Source organism: Streptomyces sp. NPDC020422, assembly GCF_044386705.1.
In the GTDB taxonomy this organism is placed as follows: Bacteria; Actinomycetota; Actinomycetes; order Streptomycetales; family Streptomycetaceae; genus Streptomyces.
In genome coordinates, this window is record NZ_JBIRVJ010000019.1 from 1 (window position 1) to 20973 (window position 20973).

Consider the following 20973-nt stretch of genomic DNA (forward strand, 5'->3'; position numbering starts at 1 on the left):
CCCCGAGTGGTCCCCCACCCCGCGGGGTTTGTCCGCCCCGGCCGGGGGGGGGGGGCGCCGCCGGGGCGCCGGCGGGGGGGGGGGGCGGGGGGGCGGGGGGGGGGGCCCCCCCCCCCCCGGGGGGCCCCCCGGCCCTCGTCGTTCCCGACTCGAAAAGTCGGCCGAATCCCCGCAGACTGGGTCAGAGCGTGACATTCCGGCTACTGACGGGGAGGAGGTACGGGCATGCGCGCGCTGTTCTCCAGGGCCCCCGCGTTCCTCTCGGTCGGGGCCCTCCTGGCGGGCCTGGGCGGCCTCGCCGTCGCCGCCGAGGTCCGTGCCGCTCCACCCCCCGCCGAGGACGCCCCCCTCGCCGCCGCCGCGGCCGAGGACGACGAGAACTTCGGGGCCTCCTGCCACACCGTCGTCCAGGGTTCCTCGGTCACCGCGTACTGCCAGAACCCCTACCCCCGCACCGACCGCGTCCGTCTGCACGTCGAGTGCGACCGCTGGTGGGACGTGGACAGCGACACCGCCCCGGTCGAGGTCGGCCCCGCCGACTACGCCCGGGTGAGCGGCCGCTGCTGGAAGGAGGTCCGCTCGGCGTGGATCACCCACGAACCGGCGGCTCCGGGCTCCTGAGGCACAGGAACGGATAGCTCGCCGCCTCCGTCGCCGCCCGCTCGGCGTCGCCCGCGCGGATCGCCGCCACCAGCCGGGCGTGGTCCATGTGGTTCTCCGGCCGCAGCTCGCGCCCGACGTCGTCGCGCAGCCACTCCCGCAGCACGTGCCCGAGGTCCGCGTAGAGCTCGGTCAGCACGTCGTTGTGGGAGGCGACGACCACCGCGTGGTGGAAGGCCGCGTCCACCGTCACGAACTCCTCCGCGTCACCCGAGGCCCACACCTCCTCGCGCCGCGCGAGCAGCGCGTCGAGCTGCTTCAGGTCCCGCTCGGTGTGCCGCTGCGCGGCCAGTCGGGCCGCCGAGGACTCCAGCGTCGAGCGGAGCTCCGCGATGTCCCGGGGGTCGGAGCCGGCGAACCTGCGGTGCATGACCCCGGCCAGCTCGCTGGTGGCCACCACGTACGTGCCCGAGCCCTGCCGGATGTCGAGCAGGCCGTTGTGCGCGAGGGCGCGCACCGCCTCGCGGACGGTGTTGCGGGCCACCCCGAGCTGCTCGACCAGTTCCGGTTCGGTCGGGATCCGGGTGCCCACCGGCCACTCGCCGGAGGTGATCTGGTTCCGCAGCTGGGCGATCACCTGATCGGAGAGTCCGGCACGCCGGGGATGGCCGAGCGCCATGGGTGCACCTGCCGTTCGTTCGCGAGGGTTCGGGGAGGGTACTGGAGGGTTCTGAAGCGGGCGGTCGATTGGTTCGAGATTGGACAACCAATCATCCCATGATTCTATGATGGCCTCATGCCTGACGAGCCGCAGACCCTCGACCCCGCCCCCACGACGGCCCACCCCACCCGGAGCAGCGCCGACTCTCCCGCACCCGCCGGCCCCGCCCGCTGGGTCGCCGGGCTCGTCACCGTCGGCCTCGTCCTCGCCGCGCTCAACCTGCGGCCCGCCATCACCAGCCTCGGCGCCCTCCTCGAAGAGGTCAGCGAGGGGCTCCACATGAGCGGCAGCGTCGCCGGCGTCCTCACCTCCGTACCGCCGCTCTGCTTCGCCGTCTTCGGCATCGCCGCCCCGCGCCTCGCCCGCCGCTTCGGCCCCGCGGCCGTGGTCTGCGCCGGCATGGCCGCGATCTTCGCGGGCCTGCTGCTGCGCCCCTTCGCCGGCGGCACCCCCGCCTTCCTCGCGGCCAGCGCCCTCGCCCTGATGGGCATCGCGCTCAGCAACGTCCTGATGCCGGTCATCGTCAAGAAGTACTTCCCCGACCGCATCGGCAGCATGACCGGCCTCTACTCCATGGCCCTCGCCCTCGGCACCTCCGTGGCCGCCGCCGCGACCGTGCCCATGACCGAGGCCCTGGGCGGCAGTTGGCGGCTCGGCCTCGGCGTCTGGGCGGGTCTCGCCGCCCTCGCCGTGCTGCCCTGGCTCCCGCTGCTGCGCGACCGCTCCGGCGCCGCGGCAGGCGACCCGGCCCCCGTCCCCGCCGAGCCCGCCGCCGCCCCCCGGGTCACCCGCAGCCGCACCGCCTGGGCCCTCGGCGCCTTCTTCGGACTCCAGGCCACCGGCGCTTACATCACCATGGGCTGGATGCCGCAGATCTTCCGTGACGCCGGCGTCCCCGCCTCCACCGCGGGCGTGCTGCTCGCCGTCACGATGGTCATGGGCGTCCCGCTCGCCTTCGTCATCCCCCGGCTCGCGACCCGGATGAAGAACCAGGGCCCGATCGTCGTCGCCCTCGCCCTGTGCGGACTCACCGGCTACACCGGCCTCGCCTTCGCCCCGGCCGCCGGCGCCTGGCTGTGGGCCCTGCTCCTCGGCGTCTCCAACTGCGCCTTCCCGCTCGCCCTCACCATGATCGGGATGCGCTCGCGGACCGGGGCCGGAGTCGTCAGGCTCTCCGCCTTCGCCCAGAGCGTCGGCTACCTGATCTCCATCCCCGGACCGCTCCTCGTCGGCATCCTCTACCAGCACAGCGGCGGCTGGGGACTGCCCATCGCGCTCATGGCCGGACTGATGATCCCGCAGATGGTCGTCGGCACCCTCGCGGGCAGGGACCGGACCGTCGAGGACGAATGCTGAGATGCGAGACTGATCCCATGCCCGTACTCGAACCGAACCCCCAGAACGGCCAGAAGAAGCTCCTCATCGTGCTCGGCGCGATGCTGGGCATCACCGCCGTGATCGCCGTCATCGCCGCCATCGCCTCGCCCTGAGGTGGGGTTAACCCCCGCATCCCCTAGGGGGTGAGTGTCAGGGTCAAGTGGGTGGATCACCTGATGGGCGGGAGCCCTCGCGCTCCGTACGTTGGAGACATCGCGGAGAAGGGCTCCGCGGACGGACTCTCACCCACGGAGGCGGCCATGACGGCGCAGACCCACAGCAGCAGACGGAGGGACCTCGCCCGCGCGTCGGCCGGTGTCGACACCCGGCTGCCCTGGTGGGCCCTCGGCCTCCCGGTGCTCGCGTTCGTCGCCCTCTTCCTCCTCATAGCGGGTCCCGAGCAGGCCCAGGCGGCAAGCGGCGACGCCGGCGTCGGACACCTCCTCGCGCAGCTCCGGCAGGCGCTGCCCCTCTAGGCCCCGGTGCGTCCTCTCCGAGTCAACACGGCCTGATTCATGCGAAGCTGTGGAGCATGAGCGTCGAGACACCCCGCACGATCGTGCTGCTCCGCCACGCCAAGGCCGACTGGCCACAGACCTCAGACCACGAGCGCCCGCTCGCCGAGCGCGGCCGCCAGGACGCCCCGGTGGCGGGCCGCCGGCTGGCCGACTCCGGCATCTCCATCGACCTGGCCGTGTGCTCGACCGCGGTCAGGACCCGCGAGACCTGGAAGCTGGCCGTCCAGGAGCTGCCCGAGCGGCCCAAGACGGTCTACGAGGAGCGGCTGTACGAGGCCTCGCTCGGCGAGCTCATCGCCGTCGTCAACGAGACCCCCGACACCGTCGACAACCTGCTCCTCATCGGCCACAACCCCGGGATGCACGCCCTCGCCGACGCCCTCTCGGGCCGTTCCGAGGGCGACGCGCTCGCCCGGATGACCAGCAGCGGCTTCCCGACCGCCGCCTTCGCCGTGGTGACCTTCGACGGCTCCTGGAAGTCCGTCGAGCACGGCATGGACGGCACCCTCGTGGACTTCTGGACCCCGCACCCCTGAGCCCACGCGCCCGTACGCGAAGGGGCCCGGCCGTCGACCGACGACCGGGCCCCTTCCCGTACAGGCGTCCCCGCCCTCACCGCGTCCGCTCAGTGGAGCAGGTCCTCCGCGCCGCCGTCCGCGGCCTCGACCTCCTCGCGGGTGATCCCGAGGAGATAGAGCACGGTGTCCAGGAACGGCACGTTCACCGCGGTGTCCGCGGCCCGCCGCACCACGGGCTTGGCGTTGAACGCCACCCCCAGCCCGGCCGCGTTCAGCATGTCCAGGTCGTTGGCGCCGTCGCCGATCGCCACCGTCTGCGCCAGCGGCACCCCGGCCTCCTCGGCGAACCGGCGCAGCAGCCGCGCCTTGCCCGCCCGGTCGACGATCTCGCCGGTCACCCGGCCGGTCAGCCGGCCGTCCACGATCTCCAGGGTGTTGGCCTGGGCGAAATCCAGCCCCAGCTTCTCCTTGAGGTCGTCGGTGACCTGGGTGAAGCCACCGGAGACGACGCCCACCTGGTAGCCGAGCCGCTTGAGCGTACGGATCAGGGTCCGCGCCCCGGGAGTCAGCCGCACCTCGGCGCGGACCTTGTCCACCACCGAGGCGTCCAGACCGGCGAGCAGCTCCACCCGGGCGTGCAGCGACTGCTCGAAGTCCAGCTCGCCGCGCATCGCCGCCGCCGTCACCTCGGCGACCTTGTCCTCGCAGCCCGCGTGCGCCGCGAACAGCTCGATGACCTCGTCCTGGATGAGCGTCGAGTCGACGTCCATGACGACCAGCCGCTGGGCCCGCCGGTGCAGCCCGGCGGAGACCACGGCCACGTCCACGCCCACCGAGTGCGCCTGGGTGGCGAGCGCGGTCCGCAGCGCCTCGGTCGCGCAGCCCGAGACGGCGAACTCGACGGCCGTCACCGGATACTTGGCCAGCCGGAAGATCCGGTCGATGTTGCCGCCGGTCTCCGCGATCCTGGCCGCTATGGCGGCCGTCTGCTCGGCGGTCAGCGGGTGTCCGAGCACGGTGACGTGGGAGCGTCCCTCGCCACGCGGCCGGTTGTCTCCCGTACCCGAGATGATCTCGGCCTGGAGCTTCATGGACTCGGCCCAGCTGTGCACGGTCGCCCGCAGCTCGCCCTGCGAGGCGACGGTCGGCTCGGTGACGAGCGCGCACAGGACGAGGCGGCCGCGGGAGACGACCTGCTCGATGTCCACGACGTCGACCGAGTAGGCGGCGAGGGTGTCGAAGAGTCCGGCGGTGATCCCGGGACGGTCCTTCCCGAAGATCTTGACGAGAAGAGTGGGAACGTCCGAGGCGGGAACGTCCGGGACGGGAACGTCTGAGGTCTGCGATGCGCTCATGGTGTTTCCACCGTATCGGGCACCCGGTGCCGCCAGACCCCCCGTCCCGCCTGACGGACACCCGCGTGGCCGCAGACCTGCCGCCGAGGCGGGTCCGTGCGGGTCGCCGGGGCACGCCCGCCCGGGGCTACGCAAGCTCTTCACGCGGCCCGACTTTCGAATACGCCCCGGGGCCTGAAATAGTTCCCCCGGATGTTCATCATCCCTGGGCTCCCGACGACGGGGGTACCGCGGGGGACAAGTAGTGGGGCATGGAGTGCCAGAACTCGTACTGGAATTGAATGGAAGGACCTGGACCCTCGATCCGTCCAGGTCGTACACCCTGGGCCGTGATCCCCAGGGCGACCTGGTCATCGACGATGCCAGGGTCTCGTGGCGGCACGCCACCATCAGCTGGGGCGGCCGGAGTTGGGTCATCGAGGACCACGGCTCCACCAACGGCACGTTCGTACAGGGCCAGCGCGTCCACCAGGTGGAGATCGGGCCCGGCTCGGCCGTCCACCTCGGCAACGCCACCGACGGCCCGCGGCTGAATCTCGCGGCCACGGGCGCGCCGGCGCAGCAGCAGCCGGTCCCGCAGCAGCAGCCGGCGCCGCACGCCGCGCAGCAGGCCGCGCACCTCGGGGTGCACCACGAGGTCACCCACCAGGCGCCGCCGCAGCAGCCGCAGCAGCAGGGCTGGCAGCAGCAGGCCCCGCAGGCGGTCCCGCACCAGCAGGCCCCGCAGGCCCAGCAGCCGCCGCAGGTCCCGCACCAGCAGGCCGGCCCGCAGGGCGCGCAGCCGCCGCACGGCGACCGCAGCCCCACCACCTTCCACCAGCTGAACCTCGGCCGTGTCATGCGCATCGGCCGCGGCCTCGAGAACGAGCTGGTCGTCTCCGACCTCCAGGTCTCGCGCCGGCACGCCGAGTTCCACGCGACGCCCGACGGGCGCTTCGAGATCCGCGACCTCGGCTCGCACAACGGCACGTACGTCAACGGTCAGCCGATCACCAAGGGCGGCTCCGCCCTCATCGGCCCCAACGACATCGTGGGCGTCGGTCACTCGACCTTCCGGATCGTCGGCAACCAGCTCGAGGAGTTCGTCGACACCGGCGAGGTCTCCTTCTCGGCCCGCCACCTCACGGTGACGGTCGACGGCGGCAAGCAGATCCTCAAGGACGTCACCTTCGGCGTCCCCGAGAAGTCGCTCATCGGCGTCATCGGCCCCTCCGGTTCCGGAAAGTCGACCCTCCTGAAGGCGCTCACCGGCTACCGGCCCGCCGACCAGGGTGACGTCCTCTACGACAACCGCAGCCTCTACAAGCAGTTCGCCGAGCTGCGCCAGCGCATCGGTCTGGTCCCGCAGGACGACATCCTGCACAAGGAGCTGACCGTCCAGAAGGCGCTGCGCTACGCGGCCAAGCTCCGCTTCCCCGGCGACACCGCCGAGGCCGAGCGCGAGGCCCGGATCGACGAGGTGCTGCGCGAGCTCAAGCTCGACATCCACAAGGAGAAGAAGGTCACCTCCCTCTCCGGTGGCCAGCGCAAGCGCGTCTCGGTCGCCCTGGAGCTGCTGACCAAGCCCTCGCTGATCTTCCTGGACGAGCCGACCTCCGGCCTCGACCCGGGCATGGACCGCGACGTCATGCAGCTGCTGCGCGGCCTCGCCGACGACGGCCGCACGGTCCTCGTGGTCACCCACTCGGTGGCCGAGCTCGGCCTGTGCGACAAGCTGCTCGTGATGGCGCCCGGCGGCTCGGTGGCGTACTTCGGTCCGCCGGAGGAGGCGCTGAACTTCTTCGGCTACTCCACCTGGGCCGACGTCTTCTCCGCCTTCGAGAACTACCGCGACTACGACTGGGCGGGCCGCTGGAAGGGCTCGCAGCACTACCAGATGTACGCGGCGGAGATCGACGCCGTCGCCGCCCAGCCGGTCCAGCTGCCGCAGCAGGCCCAGCAGGCGCTGGCCCGGCCGCCCAAGCCGCAGGGCTGGGGCTCCCAGCTGTGGACGCTGATCCGCCGCTATGTGTCGGTGATCGCCTCCGACCGGGGCTTCCTGGCCCTGATGGTGATCCTGCCGGCGGTGCTCGGCGCGGTCTCGGTGGTCATCCCGGCCGACTTCGGCCTGGGCAAGCCCGTGGCGCCGTCCCGCTTCAACGGCGACGCCGGCACGATCATGCTGATCCTCGCGGTCGGCATGTGCTTCTCGGGCGCCGCCAACTCCGTACGAGAGCTGATCAAGGAACGGGTCATCTACGAGCGGGAGCGCGCCACCGGCCTGTCCCGCTCGGCGTACCTGATGTCCAAGGTCATCGTGCTCGGCGTGATCACCGCCTTCCAGGGCGTGATCATCTGTGGCATCGGCTTCTCCACCCGCGAGCTGCCGGAGGAGGGCCTCTTCATGCCGCCGGCCGTGGAGCTCTGCATCCAGGTCATCGCGCTCGGCCTGACCTCGATGATGGTCGGCCTGGTCATCTCGGCCCTGGTGAAGACCGCCGAGAAGACGATGCCGCTGCTCGTCATGTTCGCGATCATCCAGGTCGTGTTCACCGGCATCCTCTTCCAGGTGTACGGCTCGCCCGGCCTGGAGCAGTTCGCCTGGCTGATGCCGTCCCGCTGGGGCATCGCCGGCGCCGGCACGACGCTCGACCTGGCGCACCTGATGCCGCCGTGGGACCACAAGAACCCGGACAACCTCGACGGTCTGTGGGAGCACTCGGTCGGCCAGTGGAGCCTCGACCTCGGCATCCAGCTGCTCATGGCCACGGTCTGCTGTGTGCTCGTCGCACGGCTGCTGCGCCGCCACGAGCCCGAGGTCATGCGCAAGTAGCGGCCGCGAGGCCACGCCCGAAGGGCGGCACCCCTCCGCGGGGTGCCGCCCTTCGGCATGCCTGAGCAGGCTCAGTACGCGCTGTTGACGTTGTCGATCGAGCCGTAGCGGTCGGCCGCGTAGTTGCAGGCGGCGACGATGTTGGCGACCGGGTCGTACTGGTCGAACTTGGTGCCGGGGATGTGGTAGGCCTTGAAGGTCGGGTAGATGACCTGCAGCAGGCCCTTGGACGGCACGCCGTTGATGGCGTTGATGTCCCAGTTGTTGATCGCGTACGGGTTGCCGCTGGACTCGCGCATGACGTTCTTGTGGATGCCGTTGTAGGTACCCGGAATGTTGTGCTTGTCCATGATGTAGAGCGCCTCGCGGATCCAGCCGTCGAGGTTGTTCGCGAACACCGGCTTGCGGACGGCGGCGCGGCTCGCGGCGGCCTTGGCCTCGGCGCGCTTCTTGGCCTCGGCCTTCGCCTTGGCGGCGGCCTTGGCGGCGGCGTCGGCCTTGGCCTTGGCGGCGGCCTTGGCGGCGGCCTCGGCCTTGGCCTTGGCGGCGGCGTCCTGCTTGGCCTTCAGCTCGATCGTGGACTGCTGGGAGTCCAGGCTGGCGGCCAGCGCCTTCGCCTGCGGGCTGTTCGCGTCGTAGGACCATGCGACCTGCTGGGTGTTCGCCAGGGCCTGGGGCTCGGTCTCGGTGGCACCGTTGTTGCCCGGGACGAGAGTGAAGCCGAGTGCTGCGGCGCTCAGAGCGGCGACGCCGGCGATCGTGGCCTTGTGGGTCTTGTTCAGACCACGACTGTGGCCAGGGGTCTTCGCAGACATGCAGCAGTACCTCTTCGAATCGCAGGGGGTCGCTCAGGCCGGGGCGGCGCTGCGCCTGCTCGGCGGCGACGGACGCAATTCTTAGCGGCAGCAAAATCCTGTGGCAAAGGTGTGACGTACGATCCGCGATAGTGGATCAGGGGGCCTCCGGGGGCGCCGCCGGACCGGCCCACGGCCAGTCCAGGCGGCACTGATCTGCCCCTTACGTATCCACTAGGGGGATTCGTAAGTGATGTGGGTCCTATGCGCGGGCTCACATCGGGCGCGTAACAAACTCACCAGGCGTTGCTTCAGCAATGCGCACAGTGAGCTTCCTCCTCCGGGAGGATGAGGTGGACGTCCCCGAACTCGTGCCAGAGGTAGCGCTCCCGCACCGCCGCGGCGTACGCGCACCGCAGCGCGGCCCGCCCGGCCACCGCCTCCAGCATCAGCAGATGCGAGGCCTCCGGCTCGTGCAGCCCGGTCAGCAGCCCGTCCACCACCCGCACCCCGCGCTCGGGCGTCACGACGAGATCCGTCCACCCCCGGGCGGCCCGCACCCGGCCCCCGTCCGCGGCCGCGGACTCCAGCGCCCGCACCGCGGTCGTCCCCACCGCGATCACCCGGCCCCCACCGGCCCGCACCGCGTTCACCAGCAGGGCCGTCGCCGCCGGCACCTCGAAGCGCTCCGGATACGGCGGCTCGTGCGCCTCCGCCGACGCCACCCCCGTATGAAGGACGACCGGAGCGAACTGCACCCCCCGGCTCACCAGCTCCGCCACCAACCGCGCCGTGAACGGACGCCCCGCGCTCGGCATCTCCGCCGACCCCGCCCCGTCCGGCGACGGGAGCGCGAACACCGTCTGATAGGCGGCCGGCTCCTGGTCCCGCTCCGTGTACCCGTAACGGATCGGGCGCCCGTACCGGGCGAGCAGCCCCGGCACCTCCGTGTCCGGCCGGGCCCACCACAGCCGCGCCGCCCCCGGCGCCAGCGGCTCCTCCAGGACCAGCCGCGCCCCGCCCGGCAGCCGCACCACCGCCCCGGCGGGCCCACCCGGCCGCGGCCGGGTCGTCCCGGCGGCGTCCGGCTCCCGCAGCTCCACCGCCCACCGCCCGTCGTCGCCGCGCGTGGAGAAGTGGACGACCAGCCGATCCCCGCCCGGCTCGGGCCCCAGCCGCCCGTCCACCGCCGCCGCCAGCGTGACCGACGTGTTCACCACCAGCACGTCCCCGGCCCGCAGCAGCCCCGGCAGCTCCCGGAACGCCCGGTGCGCCACCCGCACACCCCGTGAGACCAGCAGCCGTACGTCGTCCCGGCCGCGCCCGGGACCCCGCTGCTCGGCCGGCACCCGGGCCGACAGCTCCTCCGGGACCCTCAGCCCCTCCAGCAGCACGGTCACCCCTCTCCTCCCGCCGCTCCCGGCAGGCCCGCCAGCAGTTCCGGCGCCGTGTAGCGGCCGCTCGGCAGCCGCTCGTCGAGCAGCCGCAGGAACGCCGGGGCGATCTCCTCCGGCGCCGGCGTGCCCGACAGGTCCTCGTCCGGCTCGGCCGCCGCCAGCATGTCCGTACGCATCCCGCCCGGATCCACCCACCACACCCGCAGCCCGGGCTCCTCCACCGCCAGCACCGCCGACAGCCGGTCGAGCGCGGCCTTCGTCGCCCCGTACCCGCCCCACGTGCGGTACGCCACGACCGCCGCGTCCGAACTCACGTCGACCACCGCCCCCGCCGGCGCCTCGCGCAGCAGCGGCAGCGCCTCCTGGATCAGACCCAGGGGAGCCACCACGTTGGTCTCCAGGGCGGCCCGGAACCGGTCCAGCGGGTGCCCGTCCAACGGCACCAGCGGCTCGACGCCCAGGATCCCCGCGTTGTTCACCAGCAGATCGAGCCCGCCGAGCCCCGCGGCGGCGGCCACCAGCTCCTTGCGGTGCGCGTCGTCCGTGACGTCTCCCGGCAGCGCCACCACCCCGGCCCCCAGCCGGCGCGCCCGCCGGGCCGTCTCCTCCAGCACGGAGCCGGTGCGGGCGTCCAGGACCAGGTCCCAGCCCCGTCCGGCCAGCGCCAGGGCCAGCGCCCGGCCGAGCCCCCTCGACGCGCCCGTCACCATCGCGACAGACATGTTCCCCATCCCCTTCCACACGGACCCGACGACGTCCACCGATGTCAGCCTCGTGACCCGGCGCGCCCGCCGCCTCGTCCCCGGGCCCCGACCGCCCAGGGCACTTCGGCCTAGGTCCCCGGTCCGGGACCGCCGCCGTCCCCGGTCGGATACGGACCGTCACACCCCGCCGGTACGGTGAACACATGAGCCATCGTTCGAGCTCCGGCCTGGCCGCCGTGAGCAGCGCCCTGCTGGCGATGAACCGCCAGATGGAGGTCCGCGACGTCCTCAAGACGATCGTCGCCTCCGCCCGCGAGCTGCTCGACGCCGAGTACGCGGCGCTGGGCGTCCCCGACGACCACGGCGGCTTCGCCCAGTTCGTCGTCGACGGCGTCAGCGACGAGCAGTGGCGGGCCATCGGCCCGCTGCCCCGCCAGCACGGCATCCTCGCCGCGATGCTCCACGAGGCGGAGCCCGAGCGCCTCGCCGACGTGCGCCAGGACCCCCGCTTCGGCGGCTGGCCCGACGCCCACCCGGACATGTCGGACTTCCTCGGCCTCCCGGTCCGCGACGGCGACGAGACCCTCGCGGCCCTCTTCCTCGCCAACAAGCGCTGCCCCAGGCCGGGCGGGGGCTGCGGCTTCACCGCCGAGGACGAGGAGCTGCTGCGGACCCTCGCCCAGCACGCCGCCATCGCCCTCACCAACGCCCGGCTCTACGAGCGCAGCCGCGAGCTCACCATCGCCGAGGAGCGCTCCCGGCTCGCCCACGAGCTGCACGACGCCGTCAGCCAGAAGCTCTTCTCCCTGCGGCTCACCGCCCAGGCCGCCGCCGCGCTCGTCGACCGCGACCCGGCGCGCGCCAAGGACGAGCTCCAGCAGGTCGCCGCGCTCGCCGCGGAGGCCGCCGACGAGCTGCGCGCCGCCGTCGTCGAGCTGCGGCCCGCCGCCCTCGACGAGGACGGCCTGGTGCACACCCTGCGCACCCAGATCCAGGTCCTCGACCGCGCCCACACCGCCCGCGTCACCTTCGACAGCAGCGGCGTCCGCGCGCTGCCCGCCGCGCAGGAGGAAGCGGTGCTGCGGGTCGCCCAGGAGGCCCTGCACAACGCGCTGCGCCACTCAGGCGGAGGGCTCGTCACCGTCTCCCTGCTCCGCAGCGGCCAGGGCGCGCGGCTCACCGTCACCGACGACGGCAAGGGCTTCGACCCGCAGCGGGTGCGCAGGGCGGGCCGGCACCTGGGCCTGGTCTCCATGCGCGACCGTTCCGCCGGGGTGGGCGGCACACTGACCGTGACATCGGCCCCGGGGCGGGGCACCACGATCGAGATGGAGGTCCCGGGTGGCTGAGAAGACGATCCGCGTCCTGTTGGTGGACGACCACCAGGTCGTCCGCCGCGGCCTGCGCACCTTCCTCGAAGTACAGGACGACATAGAAGTGGTGGGGGAGGCGTCCGACGGCGCCGAGGGCGTCGCCGCGGCGGAGCAGCTGCGGCCGGACGTCGTCCTCATGGACGTCAAGATGCCCGGCACCGACGGCATCGAGGCGCTGAAGCGCCTGCGCGAGCTGGCCAACCCCGCGCGCGTCCTGATCGTCACCAGCTTCACCGAACAGCGCACGGTCGTCCCCGCGCTGCGCGCCGGCGCGCGCGGATACGTCTACAAGGACATCGACCCCGACGCGCTGGCCGGCGCGATCCGCTCGGTCCACGCGGGCCATGTGCTGCTCCAGCCGGAGGTCGCCGGGGCCCTGCTCAGCCAGGAGGAGCACGGCCAGGGCGGCGGCACGGGGCGCGGCTCCACGCTGACCGAGCGGGAGCGGGAGGTACTCGGCCTGATCGCCGACGGGCGCTCCAACCGGGAGATCGCCCGCGCGCTCGTCCTCTCCGAGAAGACGGTCAAGACCCACGTCTCGAACATCCTCATGAAACTGGACCTGGCCGACCGCACCCAGGCCGCCCTCTGGGCCGTACGCCACGGCCTGACGTCCTGACCTCCACCGGGGGAACACCCATTCCCCCAGTCATACCGTCGCGTGTATGTCCCCCGTTCGGCGCAACCGAGCGGGGCCGGCGGCGTTCTCCATGGCGTGCTGCGGCGGACCGGCCGCAGCCGATGACCAGGAGGATCCTGAAGTGAACAACCTCAAGAAGGCCGCTGCTCTGACCATGGTCGCGGGCGGCATCGTCGCCGCCGGTGCCGGTGTCGCCTCCGCGAACGCGGACGCCCACGGCCAGGCCGTCCACTCCCCGGGCGTCGCCTCCGGCAACCTGGTGCAGGCCCCGGTCCACGTCCCGGTGAACGTCTCCGGCAACACGATCAACGTGATCGGCCTGCTCAACCCGGCCTTCGGCAACGGGGCCGTCAACAACTGACCCCCAGCAGAACCACCGGCCCCCGGACGATCCCCCGGGGGCCGGTTTCGCTGTCCGTCCCTTCCCGCACCCGGCCCGCACGGCTCGGCGCCGGTGCGCCGTCCGCCGGGGGGGGGCTCGGGCGGCCGGGGGGCCGCGTCCGGGCTGGAACCCCTCCCGCTCCCGCTCCTCCACGTACGCGTTGTACGCCGCCACCTGCGCCCGTCGCGCCACCCGCTCCACCGGCTGCAGAGCCGCCCCCCGCGCCGCCAGCCCCTTCCTTTCGACGCGTGGCTCGCACTGCTCAGCGCCGGGGCGCTTCCCAGGCGTCGCCACGCTGCGCCGGACTCCGTCCGCCGGGGGGCTCGCACGGCTCGGCGCCGGTGCGCCGTCCGCCGGGGGGGCTCGGGCGGCCGGGGGGCCGCGTCCGGGCTAGAACCCCTCCCGCTCCCGCTCCTCCACGTACGCGTTGTACGCCGCCACCTGCGCCCGTCGCGCCACCCGCTCCACCGGCCGCAGAGCCGCCCCCCGCGCCGCCATTTCCGACGCGCTCACCGCGCCGCCGTGGCCGTGGTCGTACGCCAGGTCCACGAGGAGGCCGATGCGCTGGGCCAGTTCCAGGACGCGGACCGCGCGGGGCGGGTAACCGGGGGCCAGGATCTCCCGGCCGGTCTCCGCGCGGGCGCGGTACGCGTCGCGGGCCGCGTCGGCCGCCGGGCCCGAGGCGGCCACGTCCAGGCGGGTCAGCACCGTCGTCGCCTCCCGCAGGGCCTCCGCCAGCTCCCGCTCCGCCTCGCCGAGCGACGGCACGTCCGCCGGCGGCGCCTCCCGCACCGCCAGGCAGCGCCAGACGACCTCCACGTGCAGATCACCCGCGGGCCCCGCCTCCGAGACCTCCGGCACCAGACCGTACGGCGCGCCGAAGCCGACCACCGCCTCCTCCGCCTCGAGCGCCCGCGCGTTGAACTCCGGCGGGCCGCTCAGCCCCAGCGGGTGCCCCGGCGCGGGCAGCGCCACCCGCCACCCGGTCACCCCGAGCCGACGCAGCCGCCCCAGCGCCAGCGTCAGGCCGACCGGCCCCGCCTCGCCCGGCAGCCCCTCCACGCGGTGCACCGCGTCCTCCCCGACAATGGCGAGCGCCGCGTCGTCCGGCGACACCGCCCCGGCCAGCAGGGCATTGCCCCATGCGGCCAGACGTCCTGAGCGTGGTTCCGAAAGCATGCCCCCAGCGTAGGGACTCCCGCGGGGCCGCACGGCGCAAAGCAAGCCCTAAGGACGGGCCCGGCCCGCCGGTGGCGTAGGTTTTCCTCTGGACGCCGCGCCCACAGGCGCAAGGCGACGACAAAGATTCGACCGCAAGGGGAGACAACGCGCTCATGAGCGATGTACTGGAGCTGGTGGACGTATCCGTGGTCCGCGACGGACGCGCTCTGGTGGACGAGGTCTCCTGGTCGGTCAAGGAGGGCGAGCGCTGGGTCATCCTCGGACCCAACGGCGCCGGCAAGACCACCCTCCTCAACATCGCCTCCAGCTACCTCTTCCCCACCAAGGGCACCGCCAGCGTCCTCGGCGAGCGCCTCGGCGGCGTCGGCACCGACGTCTTCGACCTGCGCCCCCGCATCGGCGTGGCCGGCATCGCCATGGCGGAGAAGCTCCCCAAGCGCCAGACCGTCCTGCAGACCGTCCTCACCGCCGCGTACGGCATGACGGCGACCTGGCACGAGGACTACGACCCGGTCGACGAGGAGCGGGCCAAGGCCTTCCTCGACCGCCTCGGCATGACCGACTACCTGGACCGCAAGTTCGGCACCCTCTCCGAGGGCGAGCGCAAGCGCACCCTCATCGCCCGCGCGATGATGACCGACCCCGAGCTGCTCCTCCTCGACGAGCCGGCCGCCGGCCTCGACCTCGGCGGCCGCGAGGACCTGGTCCGCCGCCTCGGCCGGCTCGCGCGCGACCCGTACGCCCCCTCGATGATCATGGTCACCCACCACGTCGAGGAGATCGCCCCCGGCTTCACCCACGTCCTGATGATCCGTCAGGGCAAGGTCCTCGCCGCGGGCCCCATGGAGACCGAGCTGACCTCCCGCAACCTCTCCCGTTGCTTCGGCCTGCCGCTCGTCGTCGAGCACCGAGGCGACCGCTACACCGCCCAGGGCCTCCCGCTGAAGTAGCACCCCGAGGAACGCCGACGGGGCGTAGCCACCGCACAGAGCCACGCCCGCCACCGGCGCCCTGTCCCGAAAGCCCCACCCGCCCTACCATGACCATGTGGACATCGACGCATGGGTCTGGTGGCTGATCGGCGCGGTGGGGCTCGGCATTCCCCTGGTCCTGACCGCGATGCCCGAGTTCGGCATGCTGTCCGTCGGCGCGGTCGCCGGAGCGGTGACCGCGGCCCTCGGCTTCGGCGTCGTCGCGCAGGTGATCGTCTTCGCCGCCGTCTCCGTCGCCCTCATCGCGGTGGTCCGCCCCATCGCGGCCCGCCACCGCGACGGCCGCCCCCAACTCGCCACCGGCATCGACGCCCTGAAGGGCCGTCAGGCCGTCGTCCTGGAACGGGTCGACGCCTCCGGAGGCCGCATCAAGCTCAACGGCGAGGTCTGGTCCGCCCGCACGCTCGACACCGGCCAGAGCTTCGAACCCGGCACACAGGTCGACGTCGTCGACATCGACGGCGCTACGGCCGTCGTCATGTGACCGAACCTCGCCCATGACGCCCCGCGGTCTGGGAAACTCGATCATCATCTCGTAGTCAACCCGCAACCGGCAGCAGCGAAGGGCACAGGGAACACGATGTCAGCAGTCATCATCGTCCTGATCATTCTGGTGGTGCTTGTCTTCATCGCCCTGATCAAGACCATCCAGGTCATCCCCCAGGCGAGCGCCGCGATCGTGGAGCGCTTCGGCCGCTACACCCGCACGCTCAACGCCGGACTCAACATCGTCGTCCCCTTCATCGACCGCATCCGCAACCGCATCGACCTGCGCGAGCAGGTCGTGCCCTTCCCGCCGCAGCCGGTGATCACCCAGGACAACCTGGTCGTCAACATCGACACCGTCATCTACTACCAGGTGACCGACGCCCGCGCCGCGACCTACGAGGTCGCCAGCTACATCCAGGCCATCGAGCAGCTCACCGTCACCACGCTCCGCAACATCATCGGCGGCATGGACCTGGAGCGCACCCTCACCTCCCGCGAGGAGATCAACGCCGCCCTCCGCGGCGTCCTCGACGAGGCCACCGGCAAGTGGGGCATCCGCGTCAACCGCGTCGAGCTCAAGGCCATCGAGCCGCCCACCTCCATCCAGGACTCGATGGAGAAGCAGATGCGCGCCGACCGCGACAAGCGCGCCGCGATCCTCACCGCCGAGGGCATCCGCCAGTCCCAGATCCTGACCGCCGAGGGCGAGAAGCAGTCCGCGATCCTGCGCGCCGAGGGCGAGGCCAAGGCCGCCGCCCTCAAGGCCGAGGGCGAGGCCCAGGCCGTCCGCACGGTCTTCGAGGCCATCCACGCCGGCGACCCCGACCAGAAGCTGCTCTCCTACCAGTACCTCCAGATGCTCCCGAAGATCGCCGAAGGCGACGCCAACAAGCTCTGGATCGTGCCCAGCGAGATCGGCGACGCCCTCAAGGGCCTCTCCGGCGCCTTCGGCAACGTCGCGCCCGGCGTCCCCGGCTTCAACACCAAGGGCGGCTCCGCACCCGCCGACGGCCCCGACCGCCGCGAAGAACCCCGGGTTGACTGACACGTACACGTAATTCTCGTGCATGATCAGTGCGAGCCCCTCGACCCCGGACCGGTCAACCCAGGGCGGGGAGGCGACTCACTGACCATGTAAGGGAGATGGCCTTGTCCATCTGGGAAGCACTGGCGGTCTTCGGCGCCGGCACCGCAGCCGGCGCCATCAACACCATCGTCGGATCGGGAACGCTCATCACGTTCCCCGTCCTGCTCGCCACCGGCCTGCCGCCGATCACCGCGAACGTCTCCAACACCCTCGGCCTCGTCTCCGGCTCCATCAGCGGCGCCATCGGCTACCGCAGCGAACTCAAGGGCCAGAAGAACCGCGTCATCCGCCTCGGCACCACCGCACTCCTCGGCGGACTCCTCGGCGCGATCCTCCTGCTCGCCCTGCCCTCCGACGCCTTCGACGCGATCGTCCCCGTCCTCATCGGCATCGCGCTGCTGCTCGTCCTGCTCCAGCCCCGCATCGCCGCCGCCGTCCAGCGCCGCCGCGAGGCCACCGGCACCGAGGCCCACCCCGACGGCGGCCCCGTCCTCCTCGTCGGACTCTTCCTCGCCAGCATGTACGGCGGCTACTTCGGCGCCGCCCAAGGCGTCCTCTACCTCTCGCTCATGGGCCTGCTGCTGCACGACACCCTGCAGCGCATCAACGCCGTCAAGAACATCCTCGGCGCCGTCGTCAACGGCGTCGCCGCCGTCTTCTTCCTCTTCGTCGCCGACTTCGACTGGACCGCCGTCCTGCTCATCGCCGTCGGCTCCACCATCGGCGGCCAGATCGGCGCCAAGGTCGGCAAGCGCCTCTCACCCACCGTCCTGCGCGGAGTGATCATCGCCGTCGGCATCGTCGCCATCCTCCAGCTCACCCTGAAATGACGGCGGGGCCCGCCCCGACAAGGGGCGGGCCCACGTGAACGCACCAACAGGACTACGCGGCCTGGTCGGTCAGCCACTCCGGCAGCTCCGACCGCTCACCGGCCCGCATCGCGAGCAGCATCGCGTCCGCCGGCGTCGGGACGAACGGCTGGTGCAGCAACGGCATCCCCGCCTGCTCCGGCGTCCGGTCCGCCTTGCGGTGGTTGTCCTCCGCACACGAGGCCACCGTGTTCAGCCAGTTGTCCCCGCCACCCTGCGCCCGCGGCACCACATGGTCCACCGTCGTCGCCCGCCGCCCGCAGTACGCACACCGGTGCTGGTCCCGGACCAGCACACCCCGCCTCGACCACGGAGCCTGTCTTCGGAAGGGCACCCGGACGTACCGGCACAGCCTGATCACCCGGGGCACGGGCATGTCCACCGCCGCCGCCCGCACACGCAGACCGGGGTGTTCCTGCTCCACGACGGCCTTGTCCTGCAGGACAAGCACCACCGCACGGTTGAGTGTGACCGTCGAAAGCGGCTCGAAGCTCGCGTTCAGTACCAGCGTGTCCCGCATTGTGCCCACCTCCCGTGTGCCGGCCAAGACCCCCTTGCGGGCTCCGGGCTTGGATCAACTCTGGCCGGGCACGCCGGGTAGGACAACGCAATATCCGCGAAAAGAAAGATGCCCGCTTCTGATCTCTCCAAGACCAGAAGCGGGCAAACAACAAACGAAGATCAGCCTTACTCGGGGCTCTCGTACTCCGCCACGAGCTGGGCACGCCCCAGCGTGTGGAAGCGCAGGTTGAAGCCGACCGCGGCCGGCGAGGCGTCCGCGTCCGGACCGAGCTTCTCCTGGTCCACCGCGTACACCGTGAAGACGTACCGGTGCGGACCGTCCCCCGGCGGCGGCGCCGCCCCGCCGAAGTCCTTCGAGCCGTAGTCGTTACGGGCGTGCACGGCACCCGCCGGCAGACCCTCGAACGACCCCGAACCCGCACCCGCCGGCAGCTCCGTCACCGACACCGGGATGTCGAACAGCGACCAGTGCCAGAATCCACTGCCCGTCGGCGCGTCCGGATCGAAGCACGTCACCGCGAAGCTCTTCGTCCCCGCCGGGAAACCCTCCCAGCGCAGCTGCGGCGAGATGTTCCCCGCCGCGTACACCTGAGCGTCCTTCAGCACACCACCCGGCTCGACGTCGTCGCTCACCACGGTGAACTCCGGCACCGGCGGATGGAAGTCATGGGGGAGCGGAGCCCGCTTGCCCTCGGCCACGTCTGGAACCTCCGTATCGCTGACCAGTCTCAACAGCCCTACCCGCCGAGCCTAGAGCCAGTTGCGACGCCCGCCGACCTCCGCCAGCCACTGGTTCAGATACGCCGCCCAGTCGGTCGTGTGGAAGTCGTGCAGCCCCACCGTGAACGAGCGGTACGAGTCACTGCCCTCGGTGAACAGACCCGGCTTCTTGTCCATCTCCAGGATGACGTCCATCTCCCGGTCGTCCGCCACGAAGCTGACCTCGACCTGGTTCAGACCCCGGTACTGCTGCGGCGCGAAGAACTCGATCTCCTGGTAGAACGGCAGCTTCTGCCGCGTCCCACGGATGTGCCCGCGCTCCATGTCCGCGTTCTTGAAGCGGAAGCCCAGCTGGATGAACGCGTCCAGGATCGCCTGCTGCGCCGGCAGCGGGTGCACGTTGATGGGGTCCAGGTCACCGGAGTCCACCGCACGGGCGATCTCCAGCTCCGTCGTCACCCCGATGTTCATGCCCCGCAGCTGCTGCCCGCCGATCGCCGTGACCGGCGTCTCCCACGGGATCTCCAGACCGAACGGCACCACGTGCACCGCACCGGCCTGCACCTCGAAGGCCCCGCCGAGCCGCACCTTCACGAACTCGACGTCCTGCTTGTACTCCTGGTCGTTGCCCTCGACCTCGACGCGCGCCTGCAGACCGACGGACAGCCCCTCGATCTGCTGCGCCACGGAACCGCCCTGGATCCGCACCTCACCCTGGACGACGCCGCCCGGGACGACGTTCTCCTCGGTGAGCACCGTCTCCACCGACGCCCCGCCCGCACCCAGGCTCGCGAGCAGCTTCTTGAACCCCATCACAGACTCCTTATGTGTCCTGCGCTGTCCTGACCCCTACATACGCGTGACGACCGTAGCCGGTTCCCCACCGCTCCCCAGTACGCTCGGACGCCATGAGCGAGAGCCCCGACCGTACGCCGCTCCCGCGGAGCTTCTTCGACCGCCCCGTCCTGGAGGTCGCCCCCGACCTCCTGGGCCGCACCCTCGTCCGCAACGCCCCCGACGGGCGCATCGAACTGCGCCTCACCGAGGTGGAGGCGTACGCCGGCGCGATCGACCCCGGCTCCCACGCCTTCCGCGGCCGCACGGCCCGCAACGCCGTGATGTTCGGCCCACCCGGGCACGCGTACGTCTACTTCACCTACGGCATGTGGCACTGCCTGAACCTGGTGTGCGGCCCCGAGGGCGAGGCGAGCGGAGTCCTGCTCCGGGCAGGGGAGATCCTCACGGGCGCCGAGCAGGCCAGAAAGCGACGCCTCTCGGCCCGGTACGACGCCGAGCTCGCCAAGGGCCCGGCCCGCCTGGCCACCGCCCTCGACGTCGCCCTGTCCCTGAACGGCACCGACACCTGCGCCGGCCAGGACGCCCCGCTCGCCCTCCTCACCGGCACCCCGCCCGATCCCGACCTGATCCGCACGGGCCCCCGCACCGGGGTGGGCGGCGACGGGGCCCCGCACCCCTGGCGCTTCTGGATCGACGGCGACCACACCGTCAGTCCGTACCGGGCCCACACACCGCGGAAGCGCCGCCTTGACTCGGGCGCCACAGATGCGTAATGTGGCCCGAGCCGCTTGAGACGGGCAGTGCTTACTTCGAGCCTCCCCAGAGCGGCCATCCACTTCCTTACAACGAATCCCAACGGGGCTCATTTCGGCATGCCGGAATTGGTTCCAGAGGCTCGATTATGAGTCGCCGGGGAAATCGGCTAACGTAGTGGACACGCCGGAAGGGCCGAAAAGCGAAAGCAAATTCGGACCGGAAAGCACCGAGGAAATCGGATCGGAAAGATCTGATAGAGTCGGAAACGCAAGAACGAAGGAAGCGCCCGGAGGGCCTGGAAACAGGAACAAAGGAAGCGTCCGCACCTTGAGAACTCAACAGCGTGCCAAAAATCAACGCCAGATTA

At 71.8% G+C, this 20973-nt stretch carries 23 protein-coding genes; 14 read left to right on the plus strand and 9 right to left on the minus strand.

Annotated features, from left to right (window positions below):
- Positions 1–225 precede the first annotated feature (225 nt).
- Complete coding sequence (locus ACH414_RS33605; RefSeq protein WP_386564843.1) at positions 226–621, plus strand: hypothetical protein; 396 nt, start codon at positions 226–228, stop codon at positions 619–621.
- On the opposite strand, the gene ACH414_RS33610 is transcribed toward ACH414_RS33605, so the two are convergent.
- Complete coding sequence (locus ACH414_RS33610; protein WP_382539641.1) at positions 590–1279, minus strand: FadR/GntR family transcriptional regulator; 690 nt, start codon at positions 1277–1279, stop codon at positions 590–592. The genes ACH414_RS33605 and ACH414_RS33610 overlap by 32 nt on opposite strands.
- 117 nt (positions 1280–1396) lie before the next feature.
- Here ACH414_RS33610 and ACH414_RS33615 point away from each other — a divergent pair, with 117 nt between their 5' ends.
- The 4 genes from ACH414_RS33615 to ACH414_RS33630 all read left to right on the plus strand — a co-directional run bounded on the left by ACH414_RS33615 (position 1397) and on the right by ACH414_RS33630 (position 3752).
- Entirely contained in the window at positions 1397–2677 is a 1281-nt protein-coding gene (locus ACH414_RS33615) for a CynX/NimT family MFS transporter (RefSeq protein WP_391769551.1), read from the plus strand.
- 17 nt (positions 2678–2694) lie between these two features.
- Positions 2695–2811 (plus strand): SGM_5486 family transporter-associated protein, encoded by a 117-nt coding sequence (locus ACH414_RS33620; RefSeq protein ID WP_382539636.1) that lies wholly within the window; start codon positions 2695–2697, stop codon positions 2809–2811.
- Between the two features lie 147 nt (positions 2812–2958).
- Complete coding sequence (locus ACH414_RS33625; RefSeq protein WP_398944819.1) at positions 2959–3174, plus strand: hypothetical protein; 216 nt, start codon at positions 2959–2961, stop codon at positions 3172–3174.
- A 56-nt stretch (positions 3175–3230) separates the two neighbouring features.
- Positions 3231–3752: a SixA phosphatase family protein gene (locus ACH414_RS33630; RefSeq protein WP_382539631.1), complete on the plus strand. Its 522-nt coding sequence runs from the start codon at positions 3231–3233 to the stop codon at positions 3750–3752.
- Positions 3753–3841: 89 nt separating this feature from the next.
- Here ACH414_RS33630 and serB read toward each other — a convergent pair whose 3' ends face one another.
- Complete coding sequence (serB, locus tag ACH414_RS33635) at positions 3842–5089, minus strand: phosphoserine phosphatase SerB (RefSeq protein WP_382539628.1); 1248 nt, start codon at positions 5087–5089, stop codon at positions 3842–3844.
- A 244-nt stretch (positions 5090–5333) separates the two neighbouring features.
- On the opposite strand from serB, the gene ACH414_RS33640 reads away from it, so the two are divergent.
- On the plus strand, positions 5334–7901 hold the full coding sequence (locus ACH414_RS33640; protein WP_398944821.1) for an FHA domain-containing protein: 2568 nt from the start codon (positions 5334–5336) through the stop codon (positions 7899–7901).
- A gap of 71 nt (positions 7902–7972) precedes the next feature.
- On the opposite strand, the gene ACH414_RS33645 is transcribed toward ACH414_RS33640, so the two are convergent.
- From ACH414_RS33645 to ACH414_RS33655, 3 genes are all read right to left on the minus strand, one after another.
- The gene (locus ACH414_RS33645; RefSeq protein ID WP_386564838.1) at positions 7973–8716 is read right to left on the minus strand and encodes a transglycosylase SLT domain-containing protein; all 744 of its coding nucleotides are present in this window, start codon (positions 8714–8716) and stop codon (positions 7973–7975) included.
- 290 nt (positions 8717–9006) lie between these two features.
- The gene (locus ACH414_RS33650; RefSeq protein WP_398944830.1) at positions 9007–10086 is read right to left on the minus strand and encodes an S-adenosylmethionine:tRNA ribosyltransferase-isomerase; all 1080 of its coding nucleotides are present in this window, start codon (positions 10084–10086) and stop codon (positions 9007–9009) included.
- 5 nt (positions 10087–10091) lie between these two features.
- A complete protein-coding gene (locus ACH414_RS33655) occupies positions 10092–10814 on the minus strand; it encodes an SDR family NAD(P)-dependent oxidoreductase (RefSeq protein WP_386564836.1) in 723 nt (240 codons plus the stop codon).
- 185 nt (positions 10815–10999) lie between these two features.
- Between ACH414_RS33655 and ACH414_RS33660 the strand changes: the two genes are divergently transcribed.
- The 3 genes from ACH414_RS33660 to ACH414_RS33670 all read left to right on the plus strand — a co-directional run bounded on the left by ACH414_RS33660 (position 11000) and on the right by ACH414_RS33670 (position 13170).
- Positions 11000–12145 (plus strand): GAF domain-containing sensor histidine kinase, encoded by a 1146-nt coding sequence (locus ACH414_RS33660; protein ID WP_382539616.1) that lies wholly within the window; start codon positions 11000–11002, stop codon positions 12143–12145.
- Positions 12138–12788, plus strand: coding sequence for a response regulator (locus tag ACH414_RS33665; protein ID WP_382539613.1), 651 nt, complete (start codon positions 12138–12140; stop codon positions 12786–12788). Before ACH414_RS33660 ends, ACH414_RS33665 begins: the two co-directional genes overlap by 8 nt.
- A 142-nt stretch (positions 12789–12930) precedes the next feature.
- Complete coding sequence (locus tag ACH414_RS33670) at positions 12931–13170, plus strand: chaplin (protein ID WP_382539610.1); 240 nt, start codon at positions 12931–12933, stop codon at positions 13168–13170.
- 411 nt (positions 13171–13581) lie between these two features.
- Here the strand turns inward: ACH414_RS33670 and ACH414_RS33675 are convergent, their stop codons facing one another.
- Positions 13582–14370 (minus strand): hypothetical protein, encoded by a 789-nt coding sequence (locus ACH414_RS33675; protein ID WP_383162293.1) that lies wholly within the window; start codon positions 14368–14370, stop codon positions 13582–13584.
- Positions 14371–14525: 155 nt separating this feature from the next.
- Between ACH414_RS33675 and ACH414_RS33680 the strand changes: the two genes are divergently transcribed.
- The 4 genes from ACH414_RS33680 to ACH414_RS33695 all read left to right on the plus strand — a co-directional run bounded on the left by ACH414_RS33680 (position 14526) and on the right by ACH414_RS33695 (position 17771).
- Positions 14526–15323 carry an ABC transporter ATP-binding protein gene (locus ACH414_RS33680; RefSeq protein WP_382539604.1) on the plus strand — a complete coding sequence of 266 codons (798 nt, stop codon included), beginning with the start codon at positions 14526–14528 and terminating at the stop codon, positions 15321–15323.
- Positions 15324–15420: 97 nt separating this feature from the next.
- Positions 15421–15849, plus strand: coding sequence for an NfeD family protein (locus ACH414_RS33685; RefSeq protein WP_382539601.1), 429 nt, complete (start codon positions 15421–15423; stop codon positions 15847–15849).
- Between the two features lie 96 nt (positions 15850–15945).
- The gene (locus ACH414_RS33690; RefSeq protein WP_398944825.1) at positions 15946–16899 is read left to right on the plus strand and encodes an SPFH domain-containing protein; all 954 of its coding nucleotides are present in this window, start codon (positions 15946–15948) and stop codon (positions 16897–16899) included.
- Positions 16900–16997: 98 nt separating this feature from the next.
- The gene (locus tag ACH414_RS33695) at positions 16998–17771 is read left to right on the plus strand and encodes a sulfite exporter TauE/SafE family protein (protein ID WP_386564832.1); all 774 of its coding nucleotides are present in this window, start codon (positions 16998–17000) and stop codon (positions 17769–17771) included.
- A 52-nt stretch (positions 17772–17823) separates the two neighbouring features.
- Here the strand turns inward: ACH414_RS33695 and ACH414_RS33700 are convergent, their stop codons facing one another.
- From ACH414_RS33700 to ACH414_RS33710, 3 genes are all read right to left on the minus strand, one after another.
- A complete protein-coding gene (locus tag ACH414_RS33700) occupies positions 17824–18330 on the minus strand; it encodes an HNH endonuclease (protein ID WP_382539592.1) in 507 nt (168 codons plus the stop codon).
- A gap of 167 nt (positions 18331–18497) precedes the next feature.
- Positions 18498–19031 carry a YbhB/YbcL family Raf kinase inhibitor-like protein gene (locus tag ACH414_RS33705; protein WP_386564829.1) on the minus strand — a complete coding sequence of 178 codons (534 nt, stop codon included), beginning with the start codon at positions 19029–19031 and terminating at the stop codon, positions 18498–18500.
- Positions 19032–19082: 51 nt separating this feature from the next.
- The gene (locus ACH414_RS33710) at positions 19083–19865 is read right to left on the minus strand and encodes a sporulation protein (RefSeq protein WP_398944828.1); all 783 of its coding nucleotides are present in this window, start codon (positions 19863–19865) and stop codon (positions 19083–19085) included.
- 95 nt (positions 19866–19960) lie between these two features.
- Between ACH414_RS33710 and ACH414_RS33715 the strand changes: the two genes are divergently transcribed.
- Positions 19961–20623 carry a DNA-3-methyladenine glycosylase gene (locus tag ACH414_RS33715; protein WP_386564827.1) on the plus strand — a complete coding sequence of 221 codons (663 nt, stop codon included), beginning with the start codon at positions 19961–19963 and terminating at the stop codon, positions 20621–20623.
- Positions 20624–20973: the final 350 nt, after the last annotated feature.

Bases quoted from the DNA above. Each gene is read 5' to 3' on its own strand.
- ACH414_RS33625 (WP_398944819.1), top strand. From the start codon at position 2,959: ATGACGGCGCAGACCCACAGCAGCAGACGGAGGGACCTCGCCCGCGCG.
- ACH414_RS33630 (WP_382539631.1), top strand. From the start codon at position 3,231: ATGAGCGTCGAGACACCCCGCACGATCGTGCTGCTCCGCCACGCCAAG.
- ACH414_RS33695 (WP_386564832.1), top strand. From the start codon at position 16,998: ATGGCCTTGTCCATCTGGGAAGCACTGGCGGTCTTCGGCGCCGGCACC.
- ACH414_RS33690 (WP_398944825.1), top strand. From the start codon at position 15,946: ATGTCAGCAGTCATCATCGTCCTGATCATTCTGGTGGTGCTTGTCTTC.
- ACH414_RS33700 (WP_382539592.1), bottom strand. From the start codon at position 18,330: ATGCGGGACACGCTGGTACTGAACGCGAGCTTCGAGCCGCTTTCGACG.
- ACH414_RS33660 (WP_382539616.1), top strand. From the start codon at position 11,000: ATGAGCCATCGTTCGAGCTCCGGCCTGGCCGCCGTGAGCAGCGCCCTG.
- ACH414_RS33655 (WP_386564836.1), bottom strand. From the start codon at position 10,814: ATGTCTGTCGCGATGGTGACGGGCGCGTCGAGGGGGCTCGGCCGGGCG.
- ACH414_RS33680 (WP_382539604.1), top strand. From the start codon at position 14,526: ATGAGCGATGTACTGGAGCTGGTGGACGTATCCGTGGTCCGCGACGGA.
- ACH414_RS33620 (WP_382539636.1), top strand. From the start codon at position 2,695: ATGCCCGTACTCGAACCGAACCCCCAGAACGGCCAGAAGAAGCTCCTC.
- ACH414_RS33610 (WP_382539641.1), bottom strand. From the start codon at position 1,279: ATGGCGCTCGGCCATCCCCGGCGTGCCGGACTCTCCGATCAGGTGATC.
- serB (WP_382539628.1), bottom strand. From the start codon at position 5,089: ATGAGCGCATCGCAGACCTCAGACGTTCCCGTCCCGGACGTTCCCGCC.
- ACH414_RS33615 (WP_391769551.1), top strand. From the start codon at position 1,397: ATGCCTGACGAGCCGCAGACCCTCGACCCCGCCCCCACGACGGCCCAC.
- ACH414_RS33675 (WP_383162293.1), bottom strand. From the start codon at position 14,370: ATGCTTTCGGAACCACGCTCAGGACGTCTGGCCGCATGGGGCAATGCC.
- ACH414_RS33710 (WP_398944828.1), bottom strand. From the start codon at position 19,865: ATGGGGTTCAAGAAGCTGCTCGCGAGCCTGGGTGCGGGCGGGGCGTCG.
- ACH414_RS33645 (WP_386564838.1), bottom strand. From the start codon at position 8,716: ATGTCTGCGAAGACCCCTGGCCACAGTCGTGGTCTGAACAAGACCCAC.
- ACH414_RS33715 (WP_386564827.1), top strand. From the start codon at position 19,961: ATGAGCGAGAGCCCCGACCGTACGCCGCTCCCGCGGAGCTTCTTCGAC.
- ACH414_RS33605 (WP_386564843.1), top strand. From the start codon at position 226: ATGCGCGCGCTGTTCTCCAGGGCCCCCGCGTTCCTCTCGGTCGGGGCC.